Origin of the sequence: Stenotrophomonas maltophilia, from assembly GCF_039555535.1 — a bacterium.
Classification (GTDB): domain Bacteria; phylum Pseudomonadota; class Gammaproteobacteria; order Xanthomonadales; family Xanthomonadaceae; genus Stenotrophomonas; species Stenotrophomonas maltophilia_Q.
In genome coordinates this window covers 435,603-459,517 of record NZ_CP154630.1, presented here as the reverse complement: position 1 = coordinate 459,517, position 23,915 = coordinate 435,603, and the positions used below count along the sequence as shown (strand labels likewise).

22 protein-coding genes are annotated in these 23,915 nt (G+C 67.1%); 10 read left to right on the top strand and 12 right to left on the bottom strand.

From position 1 onward, the window contains the following. Nucleotides 1–8: 8 nt before the first annotated feature. Nucleotides 9–2,696 (bottom strand): pyruvate dehydrogenase (acetyl-transferring), homodimeric type, encoded by a 2,688-nt coding sequence (aceE, locus tag AASM09_RS02020; RefSeq protein ID WP_049428604.1) that lies wholly within the window; start codon nucleotides 2,694–2,696, stop codon nucleotides 9–11. 545 nt (nucleotides 2,697–3,241) lie between these two features. Between aceE and AASM09_RS02015 the strand changes: the two genes are divergently transcribed. Next, the gene (locus AASM09_RS02015) at nucleotides 3,242–3,802 is read left to right on the top strand and encodes a PadR family transcriptional regulator (RefSeq protein WP_049428602.1); all 561 of its coding nucleotides are present in this window, start codon (nucleotides 3,242–3,244) and stop codon (nucleotides 3,800–3,802) included. A gap of 60 nt (nucleotides 3,803–3,862) precedes the next feature. Then, nucleotides 3,863–4,660: a siderophore-interacting protein gene (locus tag AASM09_RS02010; RefSeq protein WP_049428600.1), complete on the top strand. Its 798-nt coding sequence runs from the start codon at nucleotides 3,863–3,865 to the stop codon at nucleotides 4,658–4,660. Nucleotides 4,661–5,050: 390 nt separating this feature from the next. Here AASM09_RS02010 and AASM09_RS02005 read toward each other — a convergent pair whose 3' ends face one another. Further along, complete coding sequence (locus tag AASM09_RS02005; RefSeq protein WP_049432907.1) at nucleotides 5,051–5,872, bottom strand: hypothetical protein; 822 nt, start codon at nucleotides 5,870–5,872, stop codon at nucleotides 5,051–5,053. A gap of 210 nt (nucleotides 5,873–6,082) precedes the next feature. Here AASM09_RS02005 and AASM09_RS02000 point away from each other — a divergent pair, with 210 nt between their 5' ends. Further along, complete coding sequence (locus AASM09_RS02000; protein ID WP_049397243.1) at nucleotides 6,083–6,484, top strand: hypothetical protein; 402 nt, start codon at nucleotides 6,083–6,085, stop codon at nucleotides 6,482–6,484. Nucleotides 6,485–6,765: 281 nt separating this feature from the next. Here AASM09_RS02000 and AASM09_RS01995 read toward each other — a convergent pair whose 3' ends face one another. Then, a complete protein-coding gene (locus AASM09_RS01995; RefSeq protein ID WP_005407837.1) occupies nucleotides 6,766–7,473 on the bottom strand; it encodes a YceI family protein in 708 nt (235 codons plus the stop codon). Between the two features lie 86 nt (nucleotides 7,474–7,559). Then, the gene (locus tag AASM09_RS01990) at nucleotides 7,560–8,150 is read right to left on the bottom strand and encodes a malonic semialdehyde reductase (protein ID WP_049432905.1); all 591 of its coding nucleotides are present in this window, start codon (nucleotides 8,148–8,150) and stop codon (nucleotides 7,560–7,562) included. A 126-nt stretch (nucleotides 8,151–8,276) separates the two neighbouring features. Here AASM09_RS01990 and AASM09_RS01985 point away from each other — a divergent pair, with 126 nt between their 5' ends. From AASM09_RS01985 to AASM09_RS01960, 6 genes are all read left to right on the top strand, one after another. Continuing rightward, on the top strand, nucleotides 8,277–9,239 hold the full coding sequence (locus AASM09_RS01985) for a mitochondrial fission ELM1 family protein (protein ID WP_049432901.1): 963 nt from the start codon (nucleotides 8,277–8,279) through the stop codon (nucleotides 9,237–9,239). 270 nt (nucleotides 9,240–9,509) lie between these two features. After that, complete coding sequence (locus tag AASM09_RS01980) at nucleotides 9,510–9,746, top strand: hypothetical protein (RefSeq protein WP_343368732.1); 237 nt, start codon at nucleotides 9,510–9,512, stop codon at nucleotides 9,744–9,746. Between the two features lie 48 nt (nucleotides 9,747–9,794). Continuing rightward, entirely contained in the window at nucleotides 9,795–10,646 is an 852-nt protein-coding gene (locus tag AASM09_RS01975) for a DUF2145 domain-containing protein (protein WP_100443752.1), read from the top strand. A gap of 19 nt (nucleotides 10,647–10,665) precedes the next feature. Beyond that, nucleotides 10,666–11,160: a hypothetical protein gene (locus AASM09_RS01970; protein ID WP_049432914.1), complete on the top strand. Its 495-nt coding sequence runs from the start codon at nucleotides 10,666–10,668 to the stop codon at nucleotides 11,158–11,160. A gap of 32 nt (nucleotides 11,161–11,192) precedes the next feature. Continuing rightward, nucleotides 11,193–11,705 carry a hypothetical protein gene (locus AASM09_RS01965; RefSeq protein ID WP_049432897.1) on the top strand — a complete coding sequence of 171 codons (513 nt, stop codon included), beginning with the start codon at nucleotides 11,193–11,195 and terminating at the stop codon, nucleotides 11,703–11,705. Nucleotides 11,706–11,780: 75 nt separating this feature from the next. Then, a complete protein-coding gene (locus tag AASM09_RS01960) occupies nucleotides 11,781–12,341 on the top strand; it encodes a queuosine precursor transporter (protein ID WP_049432895.1) in 561 nt (186 codons plus the stop codon). Between the two features lie 123 nt (nucleotides 12,342–12,464). Here the strand turns inward: AASM09_RS01960 and glnE are convergent, their stop codons facing one another. Then, nucleotides 12,465–15,260 carry a bifunctional [glutamate--ammonia ligase]-adenylyl-L-tyrosine phosphorylase/[glutamate--ammonia-ligase] adenylyltransferase gene (glnE, locus tag AASM09_RS01955; RefSeq protein WP_049432892.1) on the bottom strand — a complete coding sequence of 932 codons (2,796 nt, stop codon included), beginning with the start codon at nucleotides 15,258–15,260 and terminating at the stop codon, nucleotides 12,465–12,467. A 386-nt stretch (nucleotides 15,261–15,646) separates the two neighbouring features. Between glnE and AASM09_RS01950 the strand changes: the two genes are divergently transcribed. Then, nucleotides 15,647–17,161, top strand: coding sequence for an acetyl-CoA hydrolase/transferase family protein (locus AASM09_RS01950; RefSeq protein ID WP_019662193.1), 1,515 nt, complete (start codon nucleotides 15,647–15,649; stop codon nucleotides 17,159–17,161). Nucleotides 17,162–17,294: 133 nt separating this feature from the next. Here AASM09_RS01950 and hglS read toward each other — a convergent pair whose 3' ends face one another. The 7 genes from hglS to AASM09_RS01915 form a co-directional block, all read right to left on the bottom strand. Then, nucleotides 17,295–18,656, bottom strand: coding sequence for a 2-oxoadipate dioxygenase/decarboxylase HglS (gene hglS / locus AASM09_RS01945; protein WP_049432890.1), 1,362 nt, complete (start codon nucleotides 18,654–18,656; stop codon nucleotides 17,295–17,297). Between the two features lie 206 nt (nucleotides 18,657–18,862). Next, nucleotides 18,863–19,351 carry a hypothetical protein gene (locus AASM09_RS01940; RefSeq protein WP_049432888.1) on the bottom strand — a complete coding sequence of 163 codons (489 nt, stop codon included), beginning with the start codon at nucleotides 19,349–19,351 and terminating at the stop codon, nucleotides 18,863–18,865. Between the two features lie 31 nt (nucleotides 19,352–19,382). Beyond that, nucleotides 19,383–20,135, bottom strand: coding sequence for an HAD family hydrolase (locus tag AASM09_RS01935; protein ID WP_049432885.1), 753 nt, complete (start codon nucleotides 20,133–20,135; stop codon nucleotides 19,383–19,385). 83 nt (nucleotides 20,136–20,218) lie between these two features. Continuing rightward, nucleotides 20,219–20,635 carry an EF-hand domain-containing protein gene (locus AASM09_RS01930; protein WP_049432882.1) on the bottom strand — a complete coding sequence of 139 codons (417 nt, stop codon included), beginning with the start codon at nucleotides 20,633–20,635 and terminating at the stop codon, nucleotides 20,219–20,221. 232 nt (nucleotides 20,636–20,867) lie between these two features. Beyond that, nucleotides 20,868–21,239 (bottom strand): hypothetical protein, encoded by a 372-nt coding sequence (locus tag AASM09_RS01925; protein WP_049432879.1) that lies wholly within the window; start codon nucleotides 21,237–21,239, stop codon nucleotides 20,868–20,870. A gap of 460 nt (nucleotides 21,240–21,699) precedes the next feature. After that, nucleotides 21,700–22,413 (bottom strand): M15 family metallopeptidase, encoded by a 714-nt coding sequence (locus AASM09_RS01920; protein ID WP_049432877.1) that lies wholly within the window; start codon nucleotides 22,411–22,413, stop codon nucleotides 21,700–21,702. Then, entirely contained in the window at nucleotides 22,346–23,899 is a 1,554-nt protein-coding gene (locus AASM09_RS01915) for a serine hydrolase (RefSeq protein WP_100443751.1), read from the bottom strand. Before AASM09_RS01915 ends, AASM09_RS01920 begins: the two co-directional genes overlap by 68 nt. Nucleotides 23,900–23,915: the final 16 nt, after the last annotated feature.

Genomic DNA, 23,915 nt, shown 5'->3' with positions numbered 1-23,915 from the left:
TGACGAAATCAAACCCCAACAGGGTTAGCCTTCTCCGGATCAATCTTGTACTGCTTGATCGCCCGGGCCACATCCTTCGCGGTCATCTTCCCTTCCTTCGCCAGCGCTGCAATCGCGGCATGCGCGATGTAGTACCGGTCAACCTCGAAGAACCGGCGCAGGTTCGCACGCGTATCCGAACGGCCAAACCCATCCGTACCCAGCACCGTATAAGACATCGGCACGAACGCGCGGATCTGGTCCGCATACGCACGCACGTAGTCGGTGGCGGCAATTGCCGGGCCCTGACGGCCTTCCAGCAGCTCGGTCACGTAGGCCTTGCGCTGCTCACCTTCCGGATGCAGGCGGTTGGCACGTTCCACGTCGAAACCATCGCGACGCAGTTCGTTGAAGCTCGGGCAGCTCCAGATATCGGCGGTCACGCCGAAGTCCTTGTCCAGCAGCTCGGCCGCGGCAATGGCTTCGCGCAGGATGGTGCCCGAGCCCAGCAGCTGCACGCGCAGCTCGCCCTTCTTCGGCTTGCCGGCATCGGTCAGCAGGTACATGCCCTTGACGATGCCTTCGGCCGCACCTTCCGGCATTTCCGGGTGGGTGTAGTTCTCGTTCATCAGAGTGACGTAGTAGTACTCGTCAATCTGATCTTCCATCATCGCCTTGGTGCCGTGCTGCAGGATCACCGTCACTTCGAAGCCGAAGGTCGGGTCGTAGCTGCGCACGTTGGGGATGCCACCGGCCACCAGATGGCTGAAGCCATCTTCGTGCTGCAGGCCTTCACCGTTCAGCGTGGTGCGGCCGGCGGTGCCCCCCAGCAGGAAGCCGCGGGTACGCATGTCGGCGGCCTGCCAGGCGATGTCGCCCACGCGCTGGAAGCCGAACATCGAGTAGTAGATGTAGAACGGCAGCATCGGCACGTTGCTGACCGAGTAGCTGGTACCGGCGGCCATCCACGAGCTGATCGCACCCGGCTCGCTGATGCCCTGCTGCAGCACCTGGCCGCTCTGGTCTTCGCGGTAGAACATCAGCTGGTCGGCGTCGACCGGCTTGTACTTCTGGCCAAACGGCGCGTAGATGCCGATCTGGCGGAACAGGCCTTCCATACCAAAGGTACGGGCTTCGTCGGCCACGATCGGCACGATGTGCGGGCCCAGTTCCTTGTCACGCAGGGTGATGTTCAGGCTCTGCACGAAGGCCATGGTGGTGGAGTAGCTGCGCTCGCCGCTGCTCTTCAGCAGGCGCTCGTAGGCTTCCAGCTTCGGCGCCACGAAGGTCTTGTCGGCCTTGCGGCGGCGCTGCGGCAGGTAACCGCCCAGGGCAGCACGGCGTTCCTGCAGGTACTGCACTTCCGGCGAATCCGGGCCCGGGTGGTAGAACGGCACCTGGCCGTCGGCCAGCTGCGCGTCGGTCACCGGAATGTTGAAGCGGTCGCGGAAGTGGCGCACCGCTTCGTCGTCCAGCTTCTTGGTCTGGTGGGTCGGGTTCAGCGCTTCACCGGCGCTGCCCATGCCGTAACCCTTCACGGTCTTGGCCAGGATGACGGTCGGCATGCCCTTGGTGTTCACGGCCTGATGGTAGGCGGCGTACACCTTGTGCGGGTCGTGGCCACCACGGTTCAGGCGCCAGATGTCGTCGTCGCTCAGGCCGGCGACCATCGCGGCGGTTTCCGGGTACTTGCCGAAGAAATGCTCGCGGGTATACGCGCCGCCGAAGGCCTTGCAGTTCTGGTATTCGCCGTCGACGGTTTCCATCATCAGCTTCTTCAGGACGCCATTGGTGTCCTTGGCCAGCAGGGCATCCCAGTAACCGCCCCACAGCAGCTTGATCACGTTCCAGCCGCCGCCACGGAACACGCCCTCCAGTTCCTGGATGATCTTGCCATTGCCGCGCACCGGGCCGTCCAGGCGCTGCAGGTTGCAGTTCACCACGAAGATCAGGTTGTCCAGGCCTTCACGGCCGGCCAGGGCGATGGCACCCAGGGTTTCCGGCTCGTCGCTCTCGCCGTCGCCGATGAAGCACCACACCTTGCGGTCGGACTTCTCGATCAGGCCACGGTTTTCCAGGTAGCGCATGAACTGCGCCTGGTAGATGGCGGCCAGCGGGCCCAGGCCCATCGACACGGTCGGGGTCTGCCAGTATTCCGGCATCAGCCACGGGTGCGGGTACGAGGACAGGCCACCGCCGTCCACTTCCATGCGGAACTTGTCCAGCTGCTCTTCGCTGATGCGGCCTTCCAGGAAGGAACGCGCGTAGATGCCCGGGGCGCTGTGGCCCTGGATGAACAGCAGGTCGCCCGGGTGGTTTTCGCTCGGGGCGCGCCAGAAGTGGTTGAAGCCCACGTCGTACAGTGTGGCGCCGGAGGCGAACGAGGCGATGTGGCCGCCCAGGTCACCCGGCTTGCGGTTGGCGCGCACCACGGTGGCCATCGCGTTCCAGCGGATGATCGAACGGATGCGCCATTCCAGCTCGGCATTGCCCGGGCTCTTGGCCTCGAGCTGCGGCTCGATGGTGTTGACGTACTCGGTGGTGGGAGAGAACGGCAGGTAGGCGCCCGAACGACGGGTCAGTTCCACCATGCCTTCCAGCAGCTGATGCGCGCGCTCGGAGCCCTCGACATCAATAACGGCCTTCAACGACTCGATCCACTCCTGGGTTTCCACAGGATTCGGGTCGTTGTTCAGCACCTCGTTCAACCAGTTCATTAGCGCTCCCATAACCGCACGCACGCGCGCGACTGTTGTATAGATTTCTAGACCGCAAAGTGTAGCGCACCAAGGGCTTTCGTCACTTGGCTACGCAGGCGTATGGATGCAACCGGCCAGTGTCCGCAAGGGGCTTGCCGGGCCCACTGATGGCCCTGCGGCGGGCCTTGGCAGCTGCGCGGGCTGTCGCTTGCGGGCTGCTGCGCCCATGTGCAGGACGCAGTGTTACCGCTGCCGATGACGGTTGTAGGGCAACTCCGGCACCGCCGTAGGTGGGCGCCGGGCGGCGGTTCTGAACCGGCGACAACGTGTCGCATCTGCCTCTGGATCGATGCCGGCCGCGGGCCCAGGGTGGGTCGCGAGTGATGGGCCCGATGGCCCTGCTCCCTTCCACAGCATCGCCGGGGCGCCTCGCAAGGGGCGCCCCTTTTGCTGTGAGTGGGGCTGGCCGTGGCCCAAATTGCACCTGCTTGTGGCCGGATCGGGTGTTGTCGCTTTCGACGTATCGATATATCGTTTTAACACTCGTTTACCGATATATCGAAATGAGCCGAAGCCCCTCTCCCAGAGCCCGTTCCACCGATTCGGCGGTACCCCGTCGCAACGGCCAGCCGCGCGTGCTCAGCCGCGGCGACCTGCGCCTGCTGGTGCTGGCCCTGATCGGCGAGCAGCCGCGCCATGGCTACGAGCTGATGCAGCTGATCAGCAACCAGTTCATGCAGGCCTACACGCCCAGCGCCGGCACCATGTACCCGCTGCTGGCCAGCTTCGAGCAGGCCGGCTGGATCGAGGCCGAGGAAGTGGACGGCAAGCGGATCTTCCGCATCACCGCCGCCGGCGAGTTCGAGCTGAAGGTGCAGCGCACCCAGGTGCGGCTGGCGCAGCGACGCGCCTTCGACCGTGCCCGCGAGATCACCAAGGCCTCGCTGCCGGCGCCGCTGGCCGGCGCCCTGCACGAGTTCAAGCGGGCGCTGGTGCATCACCACGGCCGCTGGGCCGAGGGTGAGGCGGACGAAGTGGCGGCACTGCTGACGCGGGCCTCGGCCCTGCTCAACGGTACGGCCGGTAGCGAGCAACCACCGATTTCAACGACCCAGCCAGACTGACGCCCGCCAGGTCCTCCCCTACGCCGCGCGCTCCCGCGCGACACCTTTACAGGTATCCCCATGACCGAACACAACAACACGCGCCTGCGCCTGGATGTGCGCTTCCGTGAACTGACCGTGCTGCGCACCGAAGAAGTCACCCCGCACATGCGCCGCATCGTGCTGGGCGGCGACGAACTGGCCGGCTTCGATTCGCCCGGCGCCGACGACCACATCAAGCTGTTCTTCCCCAACGCTGCGGGCGAGATGGTGCTGCCGACCATGACCGCCGAGGGCCCGCGCTACCCGGAAGGCAAGGAGCATTCGCCGGCCCGCGACTACACCCCGCGCTGGTGGGACCACGAAACCGGCGAGCTGGCCATCGACTTCGTGCTGCACGACCAGGGTATTGCCGGGCCGTGGGCCGAACGCGCCCAGCCGGGCGACACGCTGGTGATCGGCGGCCCGCGCGGTTCGTTCGTCGTAGCCGACAGCTACGACGCCTATGTGCTGATCGGCGATGAGACTGCGTTGCCAGCGATCGCCCGCTGGCTGGACGTGCTGCCGGACGGTGCCGAGGTGCAGGCCTTCATCGAAGTGCGCGACGAGGCCGAGCGCCAGGACCTGCCGCAGTACGAGAACGTGCGCATCCACTGGCTGGAGCGCAACGGCTTCCCTGCGGCCAGCAGTACGCTGCTGGAAGACATGCTGACCGACTTCGAGGCCCCGGAAGGTGATGTCTTCTACTGGATCGCCACCGAATCACGCCGTGCGCGGATGATGCGCAAGTTCATCGAAGGCCACCTGGGCGTGCCGCGCGACTGGATCCGCTCGACCGGCTACTGGAAGGCCCACCCCGACGAAACCGACGGCGATTGACCGTGCAACCGGTGGGTGCGGACCGTTGGTCCGCACGCCTTTGACCTTGTAGAGCCGAGCCCACGCTCGGCTGCTTTTCGATCCACCCTCGCGCTACGCGCGATGAGCCGAGCATGGGCTCGGCTCTACAGGGGTCATCGGCGGCCATGCATCTTCCCTGGTGGGTGCGGACCGTTGGTCCGCACGCCTTTGACTATGTAGAGCCGAGCCCACGCTCGGCTGCTTTTCGATCCGCCCTCGCGCTACGCGCGATGAGTCGAGCATGGCTCGACTCTACAGGGGTCATCGGCGGCCATGCATCTTCCCTGGTGGGTGCGGACCGTTGGTCCGCACGCCTTTGACCATGTAGAGCCGAGCCCACGCTCGGCTGCTTTTCGATCCGCCCTCGCGCTACGCGCGATGAGCCGAGCATGGGCTCGGCTCTACAGGAGCACTGGGCGCCCCCTGCCGCGTCCACCCGAACCGCTGCGCGGCCCAGATCTCCAGCGCCACCAGCAGCGCGATGATCAACAACGGCAGCAGCAGCCCGAAGTACACGCCGGGCATCATGCCGTTGATCTGCGCCTTCACCAGCCGCAGCACGCCACGGGTGTGCAGCAGCTCATCCACGTGCATGGTCAGCGCCTCGCGCACCACTTTGGGTTCCAGGCCGAGGGTACCGGCCCGTTCCACCAGCGTGTCTTCCACCATGCCGCGTAACAGGCCCTCGCGTACCTTGCCGATCACCCAGTCCGCACCGCGTGCCAAGGGGCCATCGCCAAGACGGTCGAGGCCAGGCAGCGGGTGTTCGCTCAGATAGGCCGAGGCGATCGAGTCGGCCACATCGCCCACCGTGCCCTGGCTGTGCAGTGCCTCGCGCATGCGCGGATCGTCCAGCGAATCGGTAAAGCCTTCGCTCCAATCTTCCACCAGGGTCTGCAGGTGCGGCTGGAAGTGATCCAGCTGCTTGAACAGCGCGCGGTGCGCACCGGCAGTGAACCCCAGCTGCAGGCCGAAGAAGGCGGTGGCCAGCGGCAGCAGCACCACGTAGCTGGCCAGCAGCCAGTGATGCCAGCGCTTGCGCCGCTGCAACCAACCACGACGATGCAGCCAGCGCCAGCCGAGGATGCCCAGCACCAGGCCGAGCAGCGTGCCGAGCAGGCTGCCGCCCAGCAGATCGAGCACGCTCAGGCCCGACCAGAATTCGTTCAACCAGTACTGCGCGTCCTGCATGGGTCTTCCTTCCGTGGGTGCGGCTGCGCCTGAAATGCCAGCCAGGTAGAGTCGACTGTTAGTCGACTAACGCGCGCAGCGCGGGGGTTTCCGGCATCGCGCCAAGAGCAGTCGACTAACAGTCGACTCTACCAAAGCGGAAGCCTCACGGCCCGGAGCACGCCAACCAATGCGACAATCGCGCTCCTTTCCTGCAGCAACGAGGCCCACATGGCCAAACTGACCCTGGCCAGCGTGGACGCGCTGCGTACCCGCTTCGCCGATGACGCCGCCTGCGATGCGGCACTGGCCGCCTTCGCCGACACCGCCGCACTGCGTACGCCGCTGCGCGAGCTGGTGGAAGCGCAGCACCGCTACCTGCAGGCCGAGTTCGAAGTGGCGCAGGTGGCCGATGTACTACGTCGCGACCAGAAGTACGCGCCGGTGGGCCGCCCGTCGGTGCACATCGTGCAGCTGCGCAAGCAGCAGGCCGCGACCAAGCAGGCCGCGTTGATCGCCCGCCAGGTGGTGGCGCAGGCGGCGCAGACCTTCGTGCGCGTGAGCGGGCTGGCGGTGAAGGCCAAGCAGAGCCCGAGCGAAGCGTGCGTGGCATGGTTGGGCGCGCTGCGCTGACAGCGCCGCCCACGATGTGATGGAACCGGCCAGCGTGTGATGCAACCGACCCGCGGTAGAGTCGACTGTTAGTCGACTCGCGCGCGCAGCGCGGGGTTTTGGCATCCCGCGAAGAGCAGTCGACTAACAGTCGACTCTACCAAAGCAGGTTTTCCGCGCAGTGCAGGTTTCCCACGCAGTGCGGAGTTTCCACGCGTCATCGACGCGGATCGCATCCCCCAAAAAGAAGGCCCGCTTTTCAGCGGGCCTTCTGCCTTCTCACGACGAGTGAGTTGGATGCATCAAGCAGCCGGCTTTTCGCCGGTGGCTTCGGTGGTGATGCGGATCTTCACTTCATCGCTGACGTTCGGGGCATACGCGCCGACGCCGAAATCGCTGCGCTTCAGGGTGGTGGTGGCATCGAAGCCGGCGGCCGGAACCTTGGCCATCGGGTGCTCGCCGCCGCCGTTGACGGTGACGTCCAGGGTGACCGGCTTGGTGATGCCCTTGATGGTCAGGTCGCCGGTGACGGTCAGCTTGTTGGTGCCGGCCGCTTCCACCTTGGTGCTCTTGAAGGTGGCATCGGCGAACTTGGCGGCGTCGAAGAAGTCGGCGCTCTTCAGGTGCTCGTCGAACTTGGCGGTGAAGCTGTTCAAGCCGCTCAGCGGCAGCTTCACTTCCACAGTGGACTTGGTCACGTCTTCGGCGTTGTACACCAGGGTGCCTTCAACATTGCCGAAGTGCGCGCTGGGGTTGGAGAAGCCGAAGTGGCTCCACTGGGCCAGCACGTCGGTGTGGGTCGGGTCCAGCTTGTAGGTGCCCGAGGCGATCTTGATCGCTTCGGCCGCCGGGGCGGCAGCAGCGGCATCGGCAGCCGGGGTGGCGGCCTGCTCGGTGGTGGCCGGGGCGGCGGCATCGGCGGCCGGGGCAGCGGTGTCGGCCGGCTTGGAGCAGGCGGCGATGGCCAGGGTCAGGGCCAGCGGCAGCAGCAGTTTACGGGTGGCGCTCATCTCAGGAACTCTCCGGATCGTAGGGTGGGTACACGGTGCAGCAAGAGCCCGCCGCGGGACGGCGGGCCCGAAACCGATACAACGACTTACGCGATGCGCGCCGCTTCGTCGAACGACAGGCGCGGCAGACGCGGGAACAGGCCCGCCGGGTCACCGTAACCCAGGTTGACCAGGAAATTCGACTTGATGGAGGTACCGGCGAAGAACGCTTCGTCCACCTTGGCCGGATCGAAGCCCGACATCGGGCCGGCATCCAGGCCCAGCGCGCGTGCGGCCAGGATCAGGTAGGCGCCCTGCAGGCTGCCGTTGCGGATGGCGGCTTCGTGGCGGCCTTCCTGCGGGCCGTCGAACCAGGCCTTGGCATCGGTGTGCGGGAACAGGTAGGGCAGCTTCTCGTGGAAGTCCAGGTCGAAGCCGATGATGGCGGTGACCGGGGCGGCCATGGTCTTGGCCAGGTTGCCTTCGGACAGGGCCGGGGCCAGCTTTTCCTTGGCTTCCTTCGAGGTGACGAAGACGAAGCGGGCCGGCGTGGTGTTGGCGGCGGTCGGGCCCCACTTCACCAGGTCGTACAGTTCCTTCAACAGGCTCTCAGGAACCGGCTTGTCGAGGAAGGCGTTCTGGGTGCGGGCAGTACGGAACAGCTGGTCGAGGGCAGCAGCGTCGAGCGCGTGGGACATCGGTGGATCTCCAGGGCGGCGAAGGGAAGTCAGTGCCCGCGGGCGGCGCGGGGCGAAACGACGAGCCGCAGTGTAGAGTGTCGCGACTGTTGCAACACCCAGCAGGGCTGAAACGAATTAATGCCAATGGTGAAACGATCGAGCGCGCCCTGGACGGTCACCGACGGCCGCGCGGGCAATGTCCGCCAGGCGGTCGCGCTGGCCTCGGCGCTGCGCCAGGGCACCCATCGGCCGCTGGTGCTGCAGCCGCGCGCTCCCTGGCGCTGGGTCTCACCACGGCGCCTGCCGGGCGATGTGAACGGCTACGGCGAGGCCTTCGCGACACTGGCCGCCGAGGCCCCGGCGCTGGCGATCGGCTGTGGTCGCCAGGCCGCCGGCGCCCTGCGCGTGCTGCGCGCCCGTGGCAGCCAGGTGGTGCAGATCCTCGACCCGCGCATCGGCGCACGCCACTGGAATATGGTGGTGGTGCCCGAACACGACGCCCTGCGCGGCAGCAATGTGTTGACGCTGCTCGGCAGCCTAAACCCGGTGGACGATGACTGGCTTGCGTGGGGCCGCGCCGCGTTCGCCGGCTTCAGTACTCTGCCCGGCCCGCGCACCGCGCTGCTGGTGGGCGGGCCAACCCCGCTGGCGCCGTGGGACGAGGCGGCGATGGTCGCTGTCTTCCGTGCGCTGGCCGACCAGATCCGCAGCGAGGGTGGCAGCCTGCTGGCTACCACCTCGCGCCGCACGCCGCCGGCCTTGGCCGAGATCCTGCGCGCGACGTTCGCAGACCTGCCGCATGTGATCTGGGGCGACGGCGGCGACGGGGTGAACCCTTATGGCGGCCTGCTCGGCTGGGCCAACCGCGTGGTGGTGTCGCCCGATTCGGTGAACCTGCTCTCTGAAGCCTGTGCCACGCGCATGCCGGTGATGGTGGCGCTGGCCGATACCGCGCAGGGCCGCCTGGCGCGCTTCCAGCAGCAGCTGCGCGAACGCGGGCGGCTGCAGGCGCACTGGCTGGACTGGCAGTACGACCGCATCGAGCCATTGCGCGAAACCGCGCGCGTGGCGGCGGAAGTGAAAGCGCGGCTGGGGCTTGCGCGATGACCCGGGCAGGAAGTCGACTGGGTAGAGTCGACTGTTAGTCGACTGCTGTTTGCGATACCGCTGGAAACCCCGCGCTGCGCGCGGTAGTCGACTAACAGTCGACTCTACCCCGCCGCAGCCCAGGCCCACCCCCGTGGCCCAACGCCCGTCGTGGCCCAAGCCCCCCGACATGGTCCAGCCCTCCGTAACCCGGATGCACAGCGGTTTCTGAACATTTCAATCTGCCCATACCGTTAGAGTCCGGTGTCCCCCATCGGACCGAATGCCTTCATGCGTACCCTGCTCCTGCTCCTGCTGCCGCTGGCCCTGCTCGCTGCCTGCTCCACCACGCCCACCGAGCTGGACCCGATTTCCTATCAGTGCCAGCAGCAGCTGGACGCGTACCGCGAACAGCCGGCGCTGCGCGATCCGAAGAATGGCGAGCGCCCGCCGCTGCCGATCGCCCCGATCAGCGACGCCTGCGACAGGGAACTCAAGCGCAAGGGCGTGGACCGCCCGCTGCGCTGAGCGGCGTATGATCGGCGCGCGGGCCTGCCCGCCGTTGAAGGTACCAACATGGATCGTTTCTCCCGCCTGCCCCGCGCCGCCCTGCTGATCGCCAGCCTGCTGGCGACCGCGCCCGCATGGGCCAACAGCACCGAATGCCGCGAACGCTACCCCAGCGTCGCCTCGCAGGCGGCGATGCTGGACGTGGCCTGGACCACCGCCGAACGCCTGGACGCCCTGCCCGATGTGGATGTGGTGGTCGCCGCACGCGGTGGCCAGGACCTGAGCCGCTACGGCCTGCGCCACAGCCACCTGGCCTTCCTGCTGCGCGAAGACGATGGCCGCTGGCGTGCGATGCACCTGCTCAACCGCTGCAAGACCGACAGCTCGCAGCTGTACCACGAAGGCCTCGGCAACTTCGTCGGCGAGAGCGGCGGGCATACCGACCTGCGCATTGGTGTGCCTTCGGCGCCGTTGCGTGCTGCATTGAAGGCGATGCTGGTGTCGCCGTCGATCCAGCCCAAGGCGCTGCACGAGACCAGGTACAACGTGGTCGCCTACCCGTTCGCCACCGACTACCAGAACTCCAACCAGTGGGTGCTGGAAGTGCTGGCTGCAGCGATGGCGCAGGCCGATGGCGCGCCGGCCATCGTCAAGCGCGAGCAGGCACAGCAGTGGCTGCGCCAGCAGAAGTACCAGCCCAGCGTGCTGCATATCGGCCTGGGCAAGCGCGTGGGTGCGCGCCTGTTCGTGGCCAACGCCACCACCACCGACCATCCGGCCGGCGAACGCATCTCCGGCAACTATTCGGTGGTGACGGTGGAATCGGTGTTCGACTTCCTGCACCAGCGCAGCCAGCTGCAGCAGGAACTGGTGATCCCCCATGTGCCGGTGGCCGGTGCTGCTGCCGCCACGCCCTGAATCCCGCGAGGAGAACGACATGCGTCCGCTGCTTGTTTCCCTGATGTCGATGGTGATGGTTGCCGGCCTGCTCGGCGCGAACACTGCCCATGCCGAACGCCGCATCATCATCCTGCAGGACCCGGGTCCGCAGGGGCCGAGCCTGGAAATGTCCGCCCCCCTGGTTGCTTCAGCGCGCGCCGCCGCTGCCAGGGAAGCCCAGGATGCCGGGCTGCCGCCCGGCCATGGCGCATCGGTGAAGCTGCCGCAGATGCAGGTGAGCGCCATCGCCACCACCGTCGACGGCCGCCGCGAGGTGCTGCTGCGTGATGCCAACAACCCGCAGAACACCGCGTCGATGCAGTGGCCGAAGCGCCCCGGCGATCCCGCCGTGCAGTTCACCGTAGGCCAGACCGTGAACTTCGAGCCGACCGGGACCGACCAGGGCTGGCAGGTGAAGGACAACCAGGGCCGCCCGCTGGAATACCTGCCCGAGGCCACCGGCCCGCGCGACATTTTCGATACCCGGCGCTGAGCCGCCGTCTCCACTCTGACCAGGAGGTCTCCATGTTCCGTTGCCTGCGCGTTCCTGCTTCCGTCCTGCTGCTCTCCGCACTGCTGGTGCCCACCGTCCATGCCGGCGCCGCACCGCAGTTGAACAGCAGCGAGGCCAGCGTGCTGATCACTTCGGTGATCGTGGTCTCGGTGCCCCTTGCCGCATCGGCGGGCCTGTCCGAACTGTCCAAGGCGCCGTTCAAGGCCAGCGAACGCCGTGAGAAAGCCCAGCGCACCAAGGCGGTGCCGCTGCCGCCGATGGAGGTGAAGAAGGTGGAGACCACACCGGAGGGCGAGCGCCAGGTGCAGCTGCAGGTGCCGGACAAGGCGGACCAGACCGCGACCCTGCGCTGGCCGGCGCGCATGCATGAAGACCAGACCGCAGCGTTCGTGGTCGGCCAGCAGGTGCATTTCGACCCCACCGAGGCCGGTGCCGGCTGGACCGTGAAGAGCGCGCAGGGCCAGGCACTGGCCTACGTGCCCACCGCCTACGCGGCGGGCGATGTGATGAGCGAAGCGCTGTAAAGCTGAACGAGCGTTTTTGGATTTGGCGCGGGCCGGGCGGATAATGGGTGATTCCCTTTGTCCCCCTGGCTCGCCATGTCCGTGCGTCCTGCCCCTCTGTTTGCCCCGCTGACCCCGCGCGCCCTCGTGCTGGCGGTACTGGCGATGGGCGCGGTGGTGCTGCTGTCCAACGTACTGGTGCAGTACCCGATCAACGATTGGCTGACCTGGGGTGCCTTCAGCTATCCGGTGGCGTTCCTGGTCAGCAACCTGATCAACCGCCGCTTCGGCCCGGGCCCGGCGCGCCGCGTGGCGTGGATCGGCTTCCTGGTGGCGGTGCTGCTGTCGATCTGGGTGGCCACGCCGCGTATCGCCATAGCCTCGTGCTCGGCCTTCATCGTGGCGCAGCTGCTGGATATCACCGTGTTCGACCGCCTGCGCCGTGGCAGCTGGTGGCGCGCACCGATGGTGGCCACCACCTGCAGTGCGGCGGTGGACACCACCATTTTCTGGTCGATCGCGTTTGCCGGTTCGGCGTTGCCGTGGGTGAGCTGGGCGGCGGGTGACCTGGCCGTGAAGCTGGCCATCGGCGTGTGCCTGCTGGCGCCGTTCCGCGCGCTGCTGTGGAAGATGGCACCGCTGCGCGCCACCAGCTGACCCCCACATGCCTTGGTAGGTGCCAACCTTGGTTGGCACGCTGTTGCCGGGGTCATGAACGCTGATGGGTTGTGCCAACCAAGGTTGGCACCTACCAAGAGCGCATTCCCGCACGACCGTGCATCACCCGAACGGCAACGCCGCGGCTCTGCACGCTGCCGTAATCACTGCGCACGCGTCTTCAATCGCAGGCGTGGTCGGTGCCAATCGCGGGCGCCGATCCAGCGTGCAGGCCAGGCCTACGTCCAGCAGCGTGGCATGCGCGCCATGCAGCCCCTGCGCGGTGGCATCGGGCAGGAAGCCGGCAACCGCCAGCGCATCGATCAACGACGGTGTATCGCGCGGTTCCAACAGCGCCGCATGCTGCGCGCTGCGCGCCAGCACGCCGGTCTGCAGCAGGAACTCGAGGTCCACTACGCCGCCGGCACCCTGCTTCAGGTCCAGCCGCGCGGCATCGCTGCGGTCCAGTTCGGTGCGCATGCGGCCGCGCATCTTCAGCACATCGGCATACAGCGTCGCCGGATCGCGCTCACGACCCAGCGTCTGCGCACGCACCTGTTCGAAGTCGGCCAGCAGGCTGGCATCACCGGCCACGCCGCGTGCGCGCACCAACGCCTGGTGTTCCCAGGTCCATGCGCGTTCGCGCTGGTATTCGGTGTAACTGGCCAACGAAGACACCAGCGAACCCTTGCCGCCATCCGGGCGCAGGCGCACGTCGATGTCGTACAAGCGGCCGGCGGCGGTGACCGCGCCAAGCAGTGCCATCACCTTCTGTGCCAGGCGCGCATACCAGCGGCCCGGCTCCAGCGGCCGCGCACCATCGCTGGCATCCACGCCGGCCGGGTTGTCGTGCAGGAACACCAGGTCCAGGTCGGAACCGAAACCCAGCTCCAGCCCACCCAGGCTGCCGTAGCCGATGATCGCGAAGCGCCCACCGGGAATCTCGCCGTGTGCGGCGCGCATGTCCGCTTCGGCCATCGCCAGCACAGTGATCACCACCGCCTGCGCCAGCTCGGCCAGTTGCCGGGTGCTGTCCACCGCGCCCTGGCGCCCGTCCAGCGTGGCCATCGCCATGCGGAAGCTCAGCGCCAGCCGCGTCTCGTTGAGCCAGCGCAGCGCGGATTCGGGATCCTCCACCGCCAGCACCTGCTGGCACTCGGCCAGCATGCCGGCAGCATCCGGCATCGGCCCGGACACGCGCACGTCCAGCAGTTCGTCCAACAGCAATGGATACGCAGCCAGACGCTCGGCCAGCAGCGCACTGCGCGCCAGCACATCCACCAGCCGCGTCAACGCACTCGGTTGCTCATCCAGCAGTGCGAGATAGCTGGTCCGGCGCAGCACCGCCTGCAACAGGCCAAGCACGCGCTTCAGCGCGGCATCGGGCTGCGGCGAACGCGTGGCGGCATGCAGCAGCGCCGGCAGCACGCGATCGAGGCGGGCACGCGCGGCGTCGGACAACGACTTCACACCGGTGCTTTGGGCGAAATCACGCAGCGACTGGTCGGCGCCGTTGGCATCGAGGAAACCGGCTTCGGCCAGCAGCGGTGCGTTGCTGCCGTCGGGCAGGCTGCGCCAGTAGTTGGCCAGTGCGTCGGGTGCGGCCTGGCCTTTGCGCGGCGCCAGCAGCGCGGCGAATTCGGTACTGACCCGCGCCTGCTGCACGGCCAGTGCCGCGCGCAGTACGTCCCAGTCCGGATAGCCGAGGCCGACGGCGATGCGCTCACGGTCCAATGCATCGCTGGGCAGCACGTGGGTCTGTGCGTCGCGCAGCATCTGCAGGCGGTTTTCCAGCCGGCGCAGGAACAGGTAGGCCTCGCGCAGCGCCGCGCCATCCTCCGGCGCGATCTGACCGGCGGCGACCAGCGCATCCAGTGCCACCAGCAGTCGGCGTTCGCGCAGGGCCGGTTCGCGACCACCGCGGATCAGCTGCAGCGCCTGGCACAGGAACTCGATCTCGCGGATGCCACCGGCGCCGCGCTTGATGTCTTCGTGCAGCTCGCGGCGCGCGACTTCGGCGGTGATCGCCGCCTTCATCTCGCGCAGGCCATCAAGTGCGGTGAAATCGAGGTAGCGGCGGTAGACGAACGGGCGCAGCGTCTGCAGCCACGCCTCACCGGCGGCGATGTCGCCGGCTACCGCGCGCGCCTTCAGCCATGCGTAGCGCTCCCAGTCGCGGCCCTCACGCTGGAAGTACTGGTCCATTGCCGCGAACGACAGCGCGACGCGGCCGGCGCTGCCGAACGGGCGCAACCGCAGGTCCACCCGGTGGCTGAAGCCATCGACCGTGGTTTCGTCCAGCAGCTTGGCCAGGCGCTGGCCGAGGCGGGCGAAATACTCTTCGGCGGCCAGCGCGCGCGGGCCATCGGATTCGCCGCCGTGCGGGTAGGCGTAGACCAGGTCGATATCGGAACTGAAGTTGAGCTCGCCGCCACCGAGCTTGCCGAGGCCGAACACCACCAGCTGCTGCGGGGCGCCTTCGCCATCGCGAACCACACCGTGGCGCTGGGCGAACTCCTGCTGCAGCGCGTCCAGCGCCAGCCGCAGGCAGTCCTCGGCCAGGGTGGTGGCGCCGGCCAGGGTCTGCGCCACGTCGTCCAGCCCAGCCAGGTCGCGCCAGATCAGCCGCGTGGACATCGCCGCACGCCAGCGCCGCAGCTGTGCCGGCCAATCACTGGGCTGCAGCGGGTCAAGCACCGGCGCCGGGATCGGCGGGCAACCCGGGGCGGCCAGCTGCGCCAGCAGCGCCGGTTGCCGCACCAGGGTATCCAGGGCGAAGTCGCTGGCCACCGCCAGCCGGGTCAGCAGCGGCAGCAGGTCGGCCGGGGAGGGCTCGGGCAGCGCCTGGGCCAATCGCGACAAGGCGCGGTCGACAACGGGCTGGAGGGCGGCGGACAGTTCAGCGGGGGCGAGGGTCATGCCCCGATTCTCGCGGGGTCGGATCCCTTTGCCAACGGCGAAGGGCCCTGACCCCGAGATGCCGCCGCTTGATGCCGCGGGTGGGGTCAGAGCCTTTTGCCCTTGGCAAAGGAATCCGACCCCGATGGGGTGCCGCGTATTCATACTGGACGGCAGGCAATAAAAAAGCCCGCTTGCAGCGAACTGCCAGCGGGCTCTGCTCCCTCCCCCACGTCGGGATGCAGGGCCATCGTGCGGGCTGCGAAAGCACTTTGCACGCTGCACTGCAAAACAAAACCGGTGGGTATGGGTGAGCCCTCCGGGGAAAAGCCATTCCACGAAGGTAGAACCCCCCGTACGGATGAGGATGGCCGATAATCGGGATTCCCCCAGCAACACGTGTCGTCATGTCTGTTGATCGCATCGCCAACGCGCGTCTCCGTGACCGCGTGGTCTCCGCCGAGGCCGCAGCCGCGCTGATCCAGCCCGGTGAAACCGTGGCCATGAGCGGCTTTACCGGCTCCGGGTATCCCAAGGCCGTTCCCGTCGAACTGGCCCGCCGCATCGAAGCGGTGCATGCCCAGGGCAACCCCTTCCAGATCAAGCTGATGACCGGCGCCTCCACCGCTCCGGAGCTTGATGGCGCGCTGGCCAAGGCCGATGGCATCGCCATGCGCATGCCGTTCCAGAGCGACCCGGATGCGCGCAACCGCATCAACGAGGGCAAACTGGATTACATCGACATCCACCTCAGCCACGTGGCCCAGCACGTGTGGTTCGGTTTCTACGGCGAGATCGATACCGCCGTGATCGAAGTCTCGGCCATCCGCGAGGACGGTTCGCTGGTGCCGTCCACCTCGGTCGGCAACAACAAGACCTGGCTGGACCTGGCGAAGAAGGTGATCGTCGAGGTCAACGAATGGCAGCCGGCCGGCGTCGACGGCATGCACGACATCTACTACGGCACCGCGCTGCCGCCGCACCGCAAGCCGATTCCGCTGGTGAACGCCAACGACCGCATTGGCGACACCGCGCTGCGCTGCGACCCGGACAAGATCGTGGCGGTGGTGCGCACCAACGGCCCGGACCGCAACAGCCCGTTCAGCCCGATCGATGCGACCAGCGAGCAGATCGCTTCGCACCTGATCGAGTTTCTGCAGCACGAAGTGAAGAAGGGCCGCCTGCCGCCGAACCTGCTGCCGCTGCAGTCGGGCGTGGGCAACATTCCGAACGCCGTGCTGGCCGGCCTGGCCAAGAGCGGTTTCCGCGATCTGGCCGCGTTCACCGAGGTGATCCAGGACGGCATGCTCGACCTGCTGCGCGACGGCGTGCTGAGCTATGCCTCGTGCACGGGCTTTGCACTGAGCCCGCAGGCCAACGAGACGTTCAAGGAGAACATCGATTTCTACCGCGAGCGCATCATCATGCGCACGCAGGAAATCTCCAACCACCCGGAACTGGTGCGCCGCCTGGGCTGCATCGGCATGAACGGCATGATCGAGGTGGACATCTACGGCAACGTCAATTCGACGCACGTGATGGGCACGCGGATCATGAACGGCATCGGCGGTTCGGGTGACTTTGCCCGCAACGGTTTCCTGTCGGCGTTCCTGAGCCCGTCCACCGCCAAGAACGGCACCATCTCGGCGATCGTGCCGATGGCCAGCCATGTGGACCACACCGAGCACGACGTGTCGGTGATCGTGACCGAACAGGGCCTGGCCGATCTGCGTGGCCTGACCCCGCGCAAGCGCGCGCAGGTGCTGATCGACAACTGCGCGCACCCGGATTTCCGCCCGCAGCTGCAGGATTACTTCGACCGTGCCAGCCGCGAAAGCTACGGCAAGCACACCCCGCACCTGCTGCCGGAAGCGCTGTCGTGGCACCAGCGCTGGCTGGATACCGGCACGATGAAGGGCTGACGCCCGCGGCTGTAGAGTCGAGCCATGCTCGACTCTCCTTCCCTGTGCAGCCGAGCATGGCTCGGCTCTACAAGGGCCCGCTCCACAGAATCCCTGTAGAGCCGAGCCCACGCTCGGCTCCACGGCAAGTCGTTTACCCGCGCAGCGCCGCCAACGATTCGGCCTGCAGCCGCTCGTAGATCTCGAACTCGTCATTCACAGCCACGCCCAGCGCCTGCTCGAAGGCCTCGCGGTTGGCGTGTGCGGCATAGGCGCGCTGTTCTTCACCGCCCAGGTTCGACTGGAAGATGCCTGCGGCACTGACCGGCAGGAAATCCTCGTAGACGATCGGATCGGCCGTGGCCAGTCCGGCGGCCACCAGCACTTCAGCCGGCAGATCGGCCACGCGCTCGGGCGCGGCGCGGCCGGCGTCGGTCAGCTGGTAGCGGTAATAGCCCAGGCCTTCCTGGCGCAGCGTGTCATGGTCATCCGGGAAGCTGGCGAACACCGCCTGCAGGCGCTGGCCGTAGTCGCCGCCAGTGCTGCCTTCGCCACCGGCATCGCGTGCCTGCGACAGCAGCTGGTCGTACAGCGCGCGGCCCTTCGGGGTGAGCGCAAGGCCGCGCTGTTCGATCTCGCCGAAGCGCGCGGTATGGGTGCCGGCATCGCCGCCTTCGCCGCCCGGGAAATGCACGGCCTCTTCCAGTGCCTTGAAGCTGGTCTGGCGAAGCAGGATCGGGCAGGCGCGGCGCGGTGGGCCTTCGATCACCGCCTTGGCCGCCATGCCGTGTTCGATCATCGCGGCCTGCGCGGCGTCGATGTCCAGCGTGCGCGGGGTCAGGTGGTTGATGTGCGGGCCACGGAAGCTGACCACGTCGGCCACCAGGCGATGCGCGTTGTGCAGCGCGTGGTAGGTCGGCAGGTCAACGGTGGCATCGCCGTGCCAGCGGAAGGTTTCCAGCGCTTCATCGACGAAGCGTTCGGCATCAGCCTGCGACAGGCCGCCGTCACGCTCGGCCTGGTCGATCAGCGCCAGCGCGCCGTCGGTGAAGATACGGCGTCGCGCAAGGATCTTCGCCGATTCGGCACGCAGCGCTTCGTCTTCGATCAGCTCCAGGCGCAGCAGCGAGGTGAACACGCGGAACGGGTTCTGCGCCAGCGCGGTGCCAGTGAGCGGGCGGAACGCGGTGGAGTGCACCGGCACGCCAGCCACCGACAGGTCGTAGTAGCCCACCGGGTACATGCCCATCACCGCGAACAGGCGGCGCAGCGTGGCCAGCTCCTGCACGGTGCCGACGCGGATCGCGCCATGGCGCTCTTCATCCAGGCGTGCACGCTCGTCGTTGCGCTGCAGCTGCGCGGCCAGCGCCGGATCCTGGGCAAGCACCTGCGCGTTGATCCGCTCCACCAGTTCCACCAGCGTGCCGTACAGCGGCACTTCGGTGCGGTACATGCGGGACATGGCCTGCGCGAACAGGCGGCGGATCACATCAGGCGAAACGAAAGAGGCGCTCATCAGTCACTCGATTACGGGAACGGGGAACAGCTCGGACCCGTATTGTCGCCGGAGTGCGTGGCGGCGGCGATATGCAGAGCAACATGGCGCCTGACCCGGGCAGGTCTGGTGGGTGCGAACCTTGGTTCGCACTGATCTGGCGGGGGAAGGAGCAAAAGGCGTGCGAACCAAGGTTCGCACCCACCAGAATCAGCCAGCGGCCGGCGCTACCGCTTCAACTGGCGCTTGAGGGTGGCATCCAGGGTGATCGGCCGGTCCCAGTGCTGGTAGCTGGCCACGATGGCATGGCGCACGGCGCGGTAATGCAGGTTGTCGGGCTTGGCGGGCATCCGCTTCACCACGGCTTCCCAGCCGCCCTCCGGGTCCTGGCTGAAGGCGCGCACGCTGTCGCGGCAGGTCTGGCCGCTGGCCTTGGCCCAGAAGCAGGCGAAATAGATGTCCCCGGCCTGCCATCCATGGGTGGTGAACAGCGCGCTGATGTAGCCGCGCGGCACGTCGGCATAGCGCGACACTTCGTCGAGGAAGGCGTCGGGGTAGCGCTCGGCGTAGTGGTTGATGTCCTGCAGCTGGGCATCGACCCAGCTGTCACCGGTCTCCACCTCGTAGGCTGCCGAACGCTCGGCGGTCTGCTGGGCCAGCACGGTGGCCGGCGCCAGCAGCAGGGACAACAGCAACACGCGCAGTCGGAGGTTCATGGCCCGATTCTGCCGCAGCCGCCGGGCCCTGTCAGGCCGCCGCGGCGGCCTTGGCCTCGATCGCCGCCAGTGCAGCCGGCCAATCGTGGGCGGTGTCGGCGGTCACCATGCGCGGTTCGTCGTCGGCCACACCGTGCTGGGTCTCGTGTGCCCAGGTCACTGCATACGGGGTATGCACGCCCCAGCCACCGAGGGTGACCACCGGCTCGATGTCCGAACGCAGCGAGTTGCCGACCATCACGAAGCGCTGCATCGGCAGATCGAATTCGGCCAGCACGCGGGCATAGGTTTCCGGATCTTTCTCCGAGACGATCTCGATGCGCGGGAACAGCTCGGCCAGGTTGGCGACCTTGATCTTCGCTTCCTGGTGGAACAGGTCGCCCTTGGTGATCAGCACCACCGGGTAGTGCTCGGCGATGGCCGCCACCGCTTCGCGCACACCGTCGATCAGTTCGACCGGGTGGCGCAGGGTGTCGTGGCCGATGTCCAGGATGCGCTGGATGTCCTTCGCGTCAATGCGCTGGCCGGTGATGTCGATGGCCGCTTCGATCATCGACAGCGTCATGCTCTTCACGCCGTAGCCGAAGGTGCCCAGGTGGCGCTGCTGCACTTCCAGCAGGTGGCGCGCGGTATGGGTGTCATGCACGTCGACGTAGCGCGACAGCAGGTCAAGGTAATCCTGCTCGGCCTTGCGGTAGTAGTCCTCGCTCTTCCACAGCGTATCGTCACCGTCAAAACCGACCAGGCCGATGGCGCGCGACGGCGCAGGCGTGGGGGTGTTCATCGCGCAAGGATACAGGGGCCATGGTGACGAAAAAACCCGGGCGGCCGAAGCCGCCCGGGTTCCCATACGCCCCGATGCAGGTCTTACTTGCCCTGTGCACCCTGCGCTGCGCCACCGGCACCGGCCTGCTGGGCGGCCACGTAGGCCTTGTACTCATCGGCGCTCAGCTCGCCGTCCTTGTTGGTATCGGCCTGGTCGAACACCTGGGCCAGGCCCGCGTTCACCTGCGCCTCGGATTTGCTGATGGTGCCGTTGCCATCGGTATCGATGCTGGCCCAGGTCTGGCCACCGCCATTGGCCTGTGCCGATGCCGCTGCGGCCGCATTGGTCGCCTGGTCAGCGGCCTGGCCGGCCTGTGCAGCCGCCTGCTGGGCCTGCGCGGCCTCGTTCTGCGCATGCGCCGCCTGCTGCTTGGCCGACTGCGCCATCGCCGGAATGGCCAGCACGCTGCCGGCGGCGACGATCAGGGCGATCAGGGGCTTGCGGTTGCGAATAGTCATCAGGGGTGTCTCCTACCGATTGGGTGGTGTTGCGCGGCGTCTTGTCTCCGCACGGCACCTACCCTGCCACCGCCTTTCTGAATCGATTTTGCGCTGCGACCGGCATCAACACACGCGATTAACCACTCGCCACCGCACATGCTTTAGTACGGTGGTTAGCGCGAAGTGAGTGGCTCATAAGCTGCGCATTCAGCGCGCCAGGATTTAACCGGCAGCGAACGAAAAACCTGCGTCAATTCGCGGTCTGGGCCGATGACCGCGAACTGAACATCACCCATCCCAGCGCAACACCGGCGAGCGCGCCGGCGATTTCCAGCACCACGCGGCTGCCAAGTTCGTTCGGATCATGGATGGTGGACAGGAAGATGCGCGCGTACAGCGGTGACTCCAGCCGCACGATGCCCATGTAGAACAGCTTCCACGCATCGATGCCGGCGGAGGCCACCACCGAGATGACACAGGCCCAGCCGATGGCATGACCCATCGACCAGTGCAGCAGCCGGCACAACCGCGACCACAGGAAGTACACCAGCAGGCCGACCAGCAGGGCGATGGCGCCGGCTTCCAGGGTGCCGAGCAGGCCGAAGTGCAGGGGAAGGTTCATCGGGTGGGCAACGGTGGGAAGGCGGTCAGTGTAAGGGTATCGGCAGGGTTGCACCCTGCACCCGCAGAGGCTTCAGGCAACGGCCAAAGCCAAAGCGGCTCTGGACTGTTGATGGTTTGGCGGGACGATGTGGGTGGGCAGGACACGCCGTAAACCCATCCCTGGGGGCTCGATGGCGCCATCCATGGCGCCAACGGTCCTGCCCACCCACACCGCCCCACCTCCGACAGATTCCTGATGACGGTTGGTGGTAGATCCACGCCATGCGTGGATGAATCTCAATCGAAATCGAATATTTCGAGAATTGAACGAAGAGCATCCACGCATGGCGTGGATCTACCGTGTCGACCAAGGTCGACACCTACCAACAGCAGCGACCCACCCCGCCATCCCACGGAATGCGTGCTGTTGCTGTTGCTCTGGCTTGTAGCGGGTGCAGGGCGCAGCCCTGCCGATACCCCTACCGTACCGGGACGTCGTACGCGGTGCCCGGATCCGGTTCGGGTTGCAGGGTGTAGTGCCACCACTCCTGGGGGTAATTCACGAAGCCGCGGCGCGCCATTGCCCGTACCAACTGCTGGCGGTTTGCCTGCTGCACCTCGCTCAGTCCGCTCGCCTGCGTGTGCGCACGTGGCCCGAAGAAGTCGAAGTCGGTACCCATGTCCAACGGCGTGCAGCTGCCGCTGCTGCAATCCAGCAACCCAAGATCCACCGTGGCGCCACGGCTGTGGCCAGAACGCTCTGCGATGTAGCCATCGGCCAGCAGGCGCGGCTTGTCCAGGTCCGGGTACTGCAACGCCTTGCGCGAGAGTTCGCCCGGGTCGTTCACCCAGGCCATGAAGGCCTGCACCGAGCGTACTGGCCGGTAGCAGTCGTAGAGGCGCAGGCCAAAACCCTGCGCACGCAGATCCTGTTCCACCCGCGCCAGCGCTTTCGCCACCGGGGCCAGCAGGTAACAGGAAGGAGCCTCGTAGCCCGGAACACGCGCGCCGGTGAAGTTGTTGGCACCGGCGTAGCGGATATCCATGTCGATACGTGGCGCCACCGACCGGATCTCCACCAGCCCGGCGTCGGCCGCGCCGGTGGCGGGTGAAACACGCGGTGGTTCAGCGGCGTTGGCGGTCGCTGCCAGGGCAGTCGCCAGTACGAGTGAAATGCAGGTCCTGGAAGTCATAGCTGAAGTCGATGTCCGGATCGATGGCACGCAGGTCCAGTGTCGGTGCCGGGCCTTCGCCTGGCTGCAGCCACGCCTGCGCGTCTTCGCCCAGCGTATCCCAGCGCAGCAGCCAACGCTCCTGTAGTTGCAGCACGGCACCCTGCAGCCGTGGCGATCTGTCCACGCTGAAGCGCAGGCCGTCCCTGTCCGGGCACAACGATGCGGGCCCCAGCCAGGGATCGCTGTAGCGACCCTGCCAACGCGGCAGGTCATCGCCGCGTGCCGGCTGCGCGGCTGCGGTCGCCGGCCGTTGGTGGCCAGACGCTGCCTGCGCCGCTCGGTCAGCCTTCAGTTCGGCCAGGTACTCCATCGCCGGGCGCGTATCGTCTGGTGCGGTGAAGCGCTTCAGCATCGCCTGCATCAGCGCCGTGCGTGCGTCCTCGCCTTCGCCGTTGATCAGCATCACCACGCCCACCCTGCGGTCGGGCAGCAGCGCCAGCGATGAATACATGCCTGACAGCGTGCCGGTATGCGCCACCTTCCACTGCCCGTCCATGTCCGACACCCGCCAGCCATACCCATAACCGTAGAAATGCGCGTTGTCCCAGCGCCGCTGGCGCTCGCCCAGTGGCATCGGCATGTGCAGGGTCCACAGCGTGCGGCGTTGCGTGCTGTCCAGCCAGTCAGGTACCAGGGCGGGATCGAGCAGCACCTGCATCCAGCGTGTCATGTCGCGCAGCGAACAACGGATGCCACCCGCCGCCATCGAGGGCAGGTCCGGGCTGATCGCAGCATCGGCGTTCACCACCTCGTTGCGTTCACCACGCCAGGCATGCGGCTGTGCCACGTTGCCCACGCGCTTCACCGACCACGCCCCCACCTGGCAGCGCGTCATGCCCAGTGGTTCGAACACCTGCTCGCGCATCAACTGGTCGTACGGCTTGCCACCCGCCGCCGCCGCCACTTCGCCGGCCACCACGTACATCAGGTTGTCGTACGCATAGCGGCTGCGGAAGCTGCTGACCGGCTTCAGGTGCGCCAGCCCGGCGATGATGTCGGCACGGGTGAAGGCGTTCGGCTCCGGCCACAGCATCAGATCACCGGCGCCCAGGCCGAGGCCGCTGTTGTGGATCAACAGGTCGCGCACCTGCATCTGCTGGCCCACCCACGCATCGTGCATGCGGAAGCCCGGCAGATGCCGCTGCACCGGATCATCCCAGTGCAGCCTGCCCTGCTGCACCAACCGCGCCAGCAGCGCAGCGGTCATCGCCTTGCTGTTGGACGCGATCTTGAACAGCGTGTCCTCGTCGATGCGGCCGCCATCGCCGCGCGCGCCCCCTGCATGGCGATGGACCACCCGCCCCTCCTCGACCACCGCCAGCGCCAGCCCGGGCAGATGCTCGGCCTGGACCACGGCCGCGATGTCGGCCTCGATTGCGGCGCTGTCGGCCGACGACGCGGACGGTGCAGCCAGTGCCGCCGCGAGGATCAGCAGGTGGTGCATGCGGGCAGTCCCTCCA

Bases quoted from the DNA above. Each gene is read 5' to 3' on its own strand.
- AASM09_RS02000 (WP_049397243.1), top strand. From the start codon at position 6,083: ATGGCCAAACTGACCCTGGCCAGCGTGGACGCGCTGCGTACCCGCTTC.
- AASM09_RS01935 (WP_049432885.1), bottom strand. From the start codon at position 20,135: ATGAACACCCCCACGCCTGCGCCGTCGCGCGCCATCGGCCTGGTCGGT.
- AASM09_RS02015 (WP_049428602.1), top strand. From the start codon at position 3,242: ATGAGCCGAAGCCCCTCTCCCAGAGCCCGTTCCACCGATTCGGCGGTA.
- AASM09_RS01950 (WP_019662193.1), top strand. From the start codon at position 15,647: ATGTCTGTTGATCGCATCGCCAACGCGCGTCTCCGTGACCGCGTGGTC.
- AASM09_RS01960 (WP_049432895.1), top strand. From the start codon at position 11,781: ATGTCCGTGCGTCCTGCCCCTCTGTTTGCCCCGCTGACCCCGCGCGCC.
- AASM09_RS01930 (WP_049432882.1), bottom strand. From the start codon at position 20,635: ATGACTATTCGCAACCGCAAGCCCCTGATCGCCCTGATCGTCGCCGCC.
- AASM09_RS01965 (WP_049432897.1), top strand. From the start codon at position 11,193: ATGTTCCGTTGCCTGCGCGTTCCTGCTTCCGTCCTGCTGCTCTCCGCA.
- AASM09_RS01995 (WP_005407837.1), bottom strand. From the start codon at position 7,473: ATGAGCGCCACCCGTAAACTGCTGCTGCCGCTGGCCCTGACCCTGGCC.
- AASM09_RS01940 (WP_049432888.1), bottom strand. From the start codon at position 19,351: ATGAACCTCCGACTGCGCGTGTTGCTGTTGTCCCTGCTGCTGGCGCCG.
- glnE (WP_049432892.1), bottom strand. From the start codon at position 15,260: ATGACCCTCGCCCCCGCTGAACTGTCCGCCGCCCTCCAGCCCGTTGTC.
- AASM09_RS01925 (WP_049432879.1), bottom strand. From the start codon at position 21,239: ATGAACCTTCCCCTGCACTTCGGCCTGCTCGGCACCCTGGAAGCCGGC.
- aceE (WP_049428604.1), bottom strand. From the start codon at position 2,696: ATGAACTGGTTGAACGAGGTGCTGAACAACGACCCGAATCCTGTGGAA.
- AASM09_RS01980 (WP_343368732.1), top strand. From the start codon at position 9,510: ATGCGTACCCTGCTCCTGCTCCTGCTGCCGCTGGCCCTGCTCGCTGCC.
- hglS (WP_049432890.1), bottom strand. From the start codon at position 18,656: ATGAGCGCCTCTTTCGTTTCGCCTGATGTGATCCGCCGCCTGTTCGCG.
- AASM09_RS01915 (WP_100443751.1), bottom strand. From the start codon at position 23,899: ATGCACCACCTGCTGATCCTCGCGGCGGCACTGGCTGCACCGTCCGCG.
- AASM09_RS02010 (WP_049428600.1), top strand. From the start codon at position 3,863: ATGACCGAACACAACAACACGCGCCTGCGCCTGGATGTGCGCTTCCGT.
- AASM09_RS02005 (WP_049432907.1), bottom strand. From the start codon at position 5,872: ATGCAGGACGCGCAGTACTGGTTGAACGAATTCTGGTCGGGCCTGAGC.
- AASM09_RS01990 (WP_049432905.1), bottom strand. From the start codon at position 8,150: ATGTCCCACGCGCTCGACGCTGCTGCCCTCGACCAGCTGTTCCGTACT.
- AASM09_RS01970 (WP_049432914.1), top strand. From the start codon at position 10,666: ATGCGTCCGCTGCTTGTTTCCCTGATGTCGATGGTGATGGTTGCCGGC.
- AASM09_RS01920 (WP_049432877.1), bottom strand. From the start codon at position 22,413: ATGACTTCCAGGACCTGCATTTCACTCGTACTGGCGACTGCCCTGGCA.
- AASM09_RS01975 (WP_100443752.1), top strand. From the start codon at position 9,795: ATGGATCGTTTCTCCCGCCTGCCCCGCGCCGCCCTGCTGATCGCCAGC.
- AASM09_RS01985 (WP_049432901.1), top strand. From the start codon at position 8,277: ATGGTGAAACGATCGAGCGCGCCCTGGACGGTCACCGACGGCCGCGCG.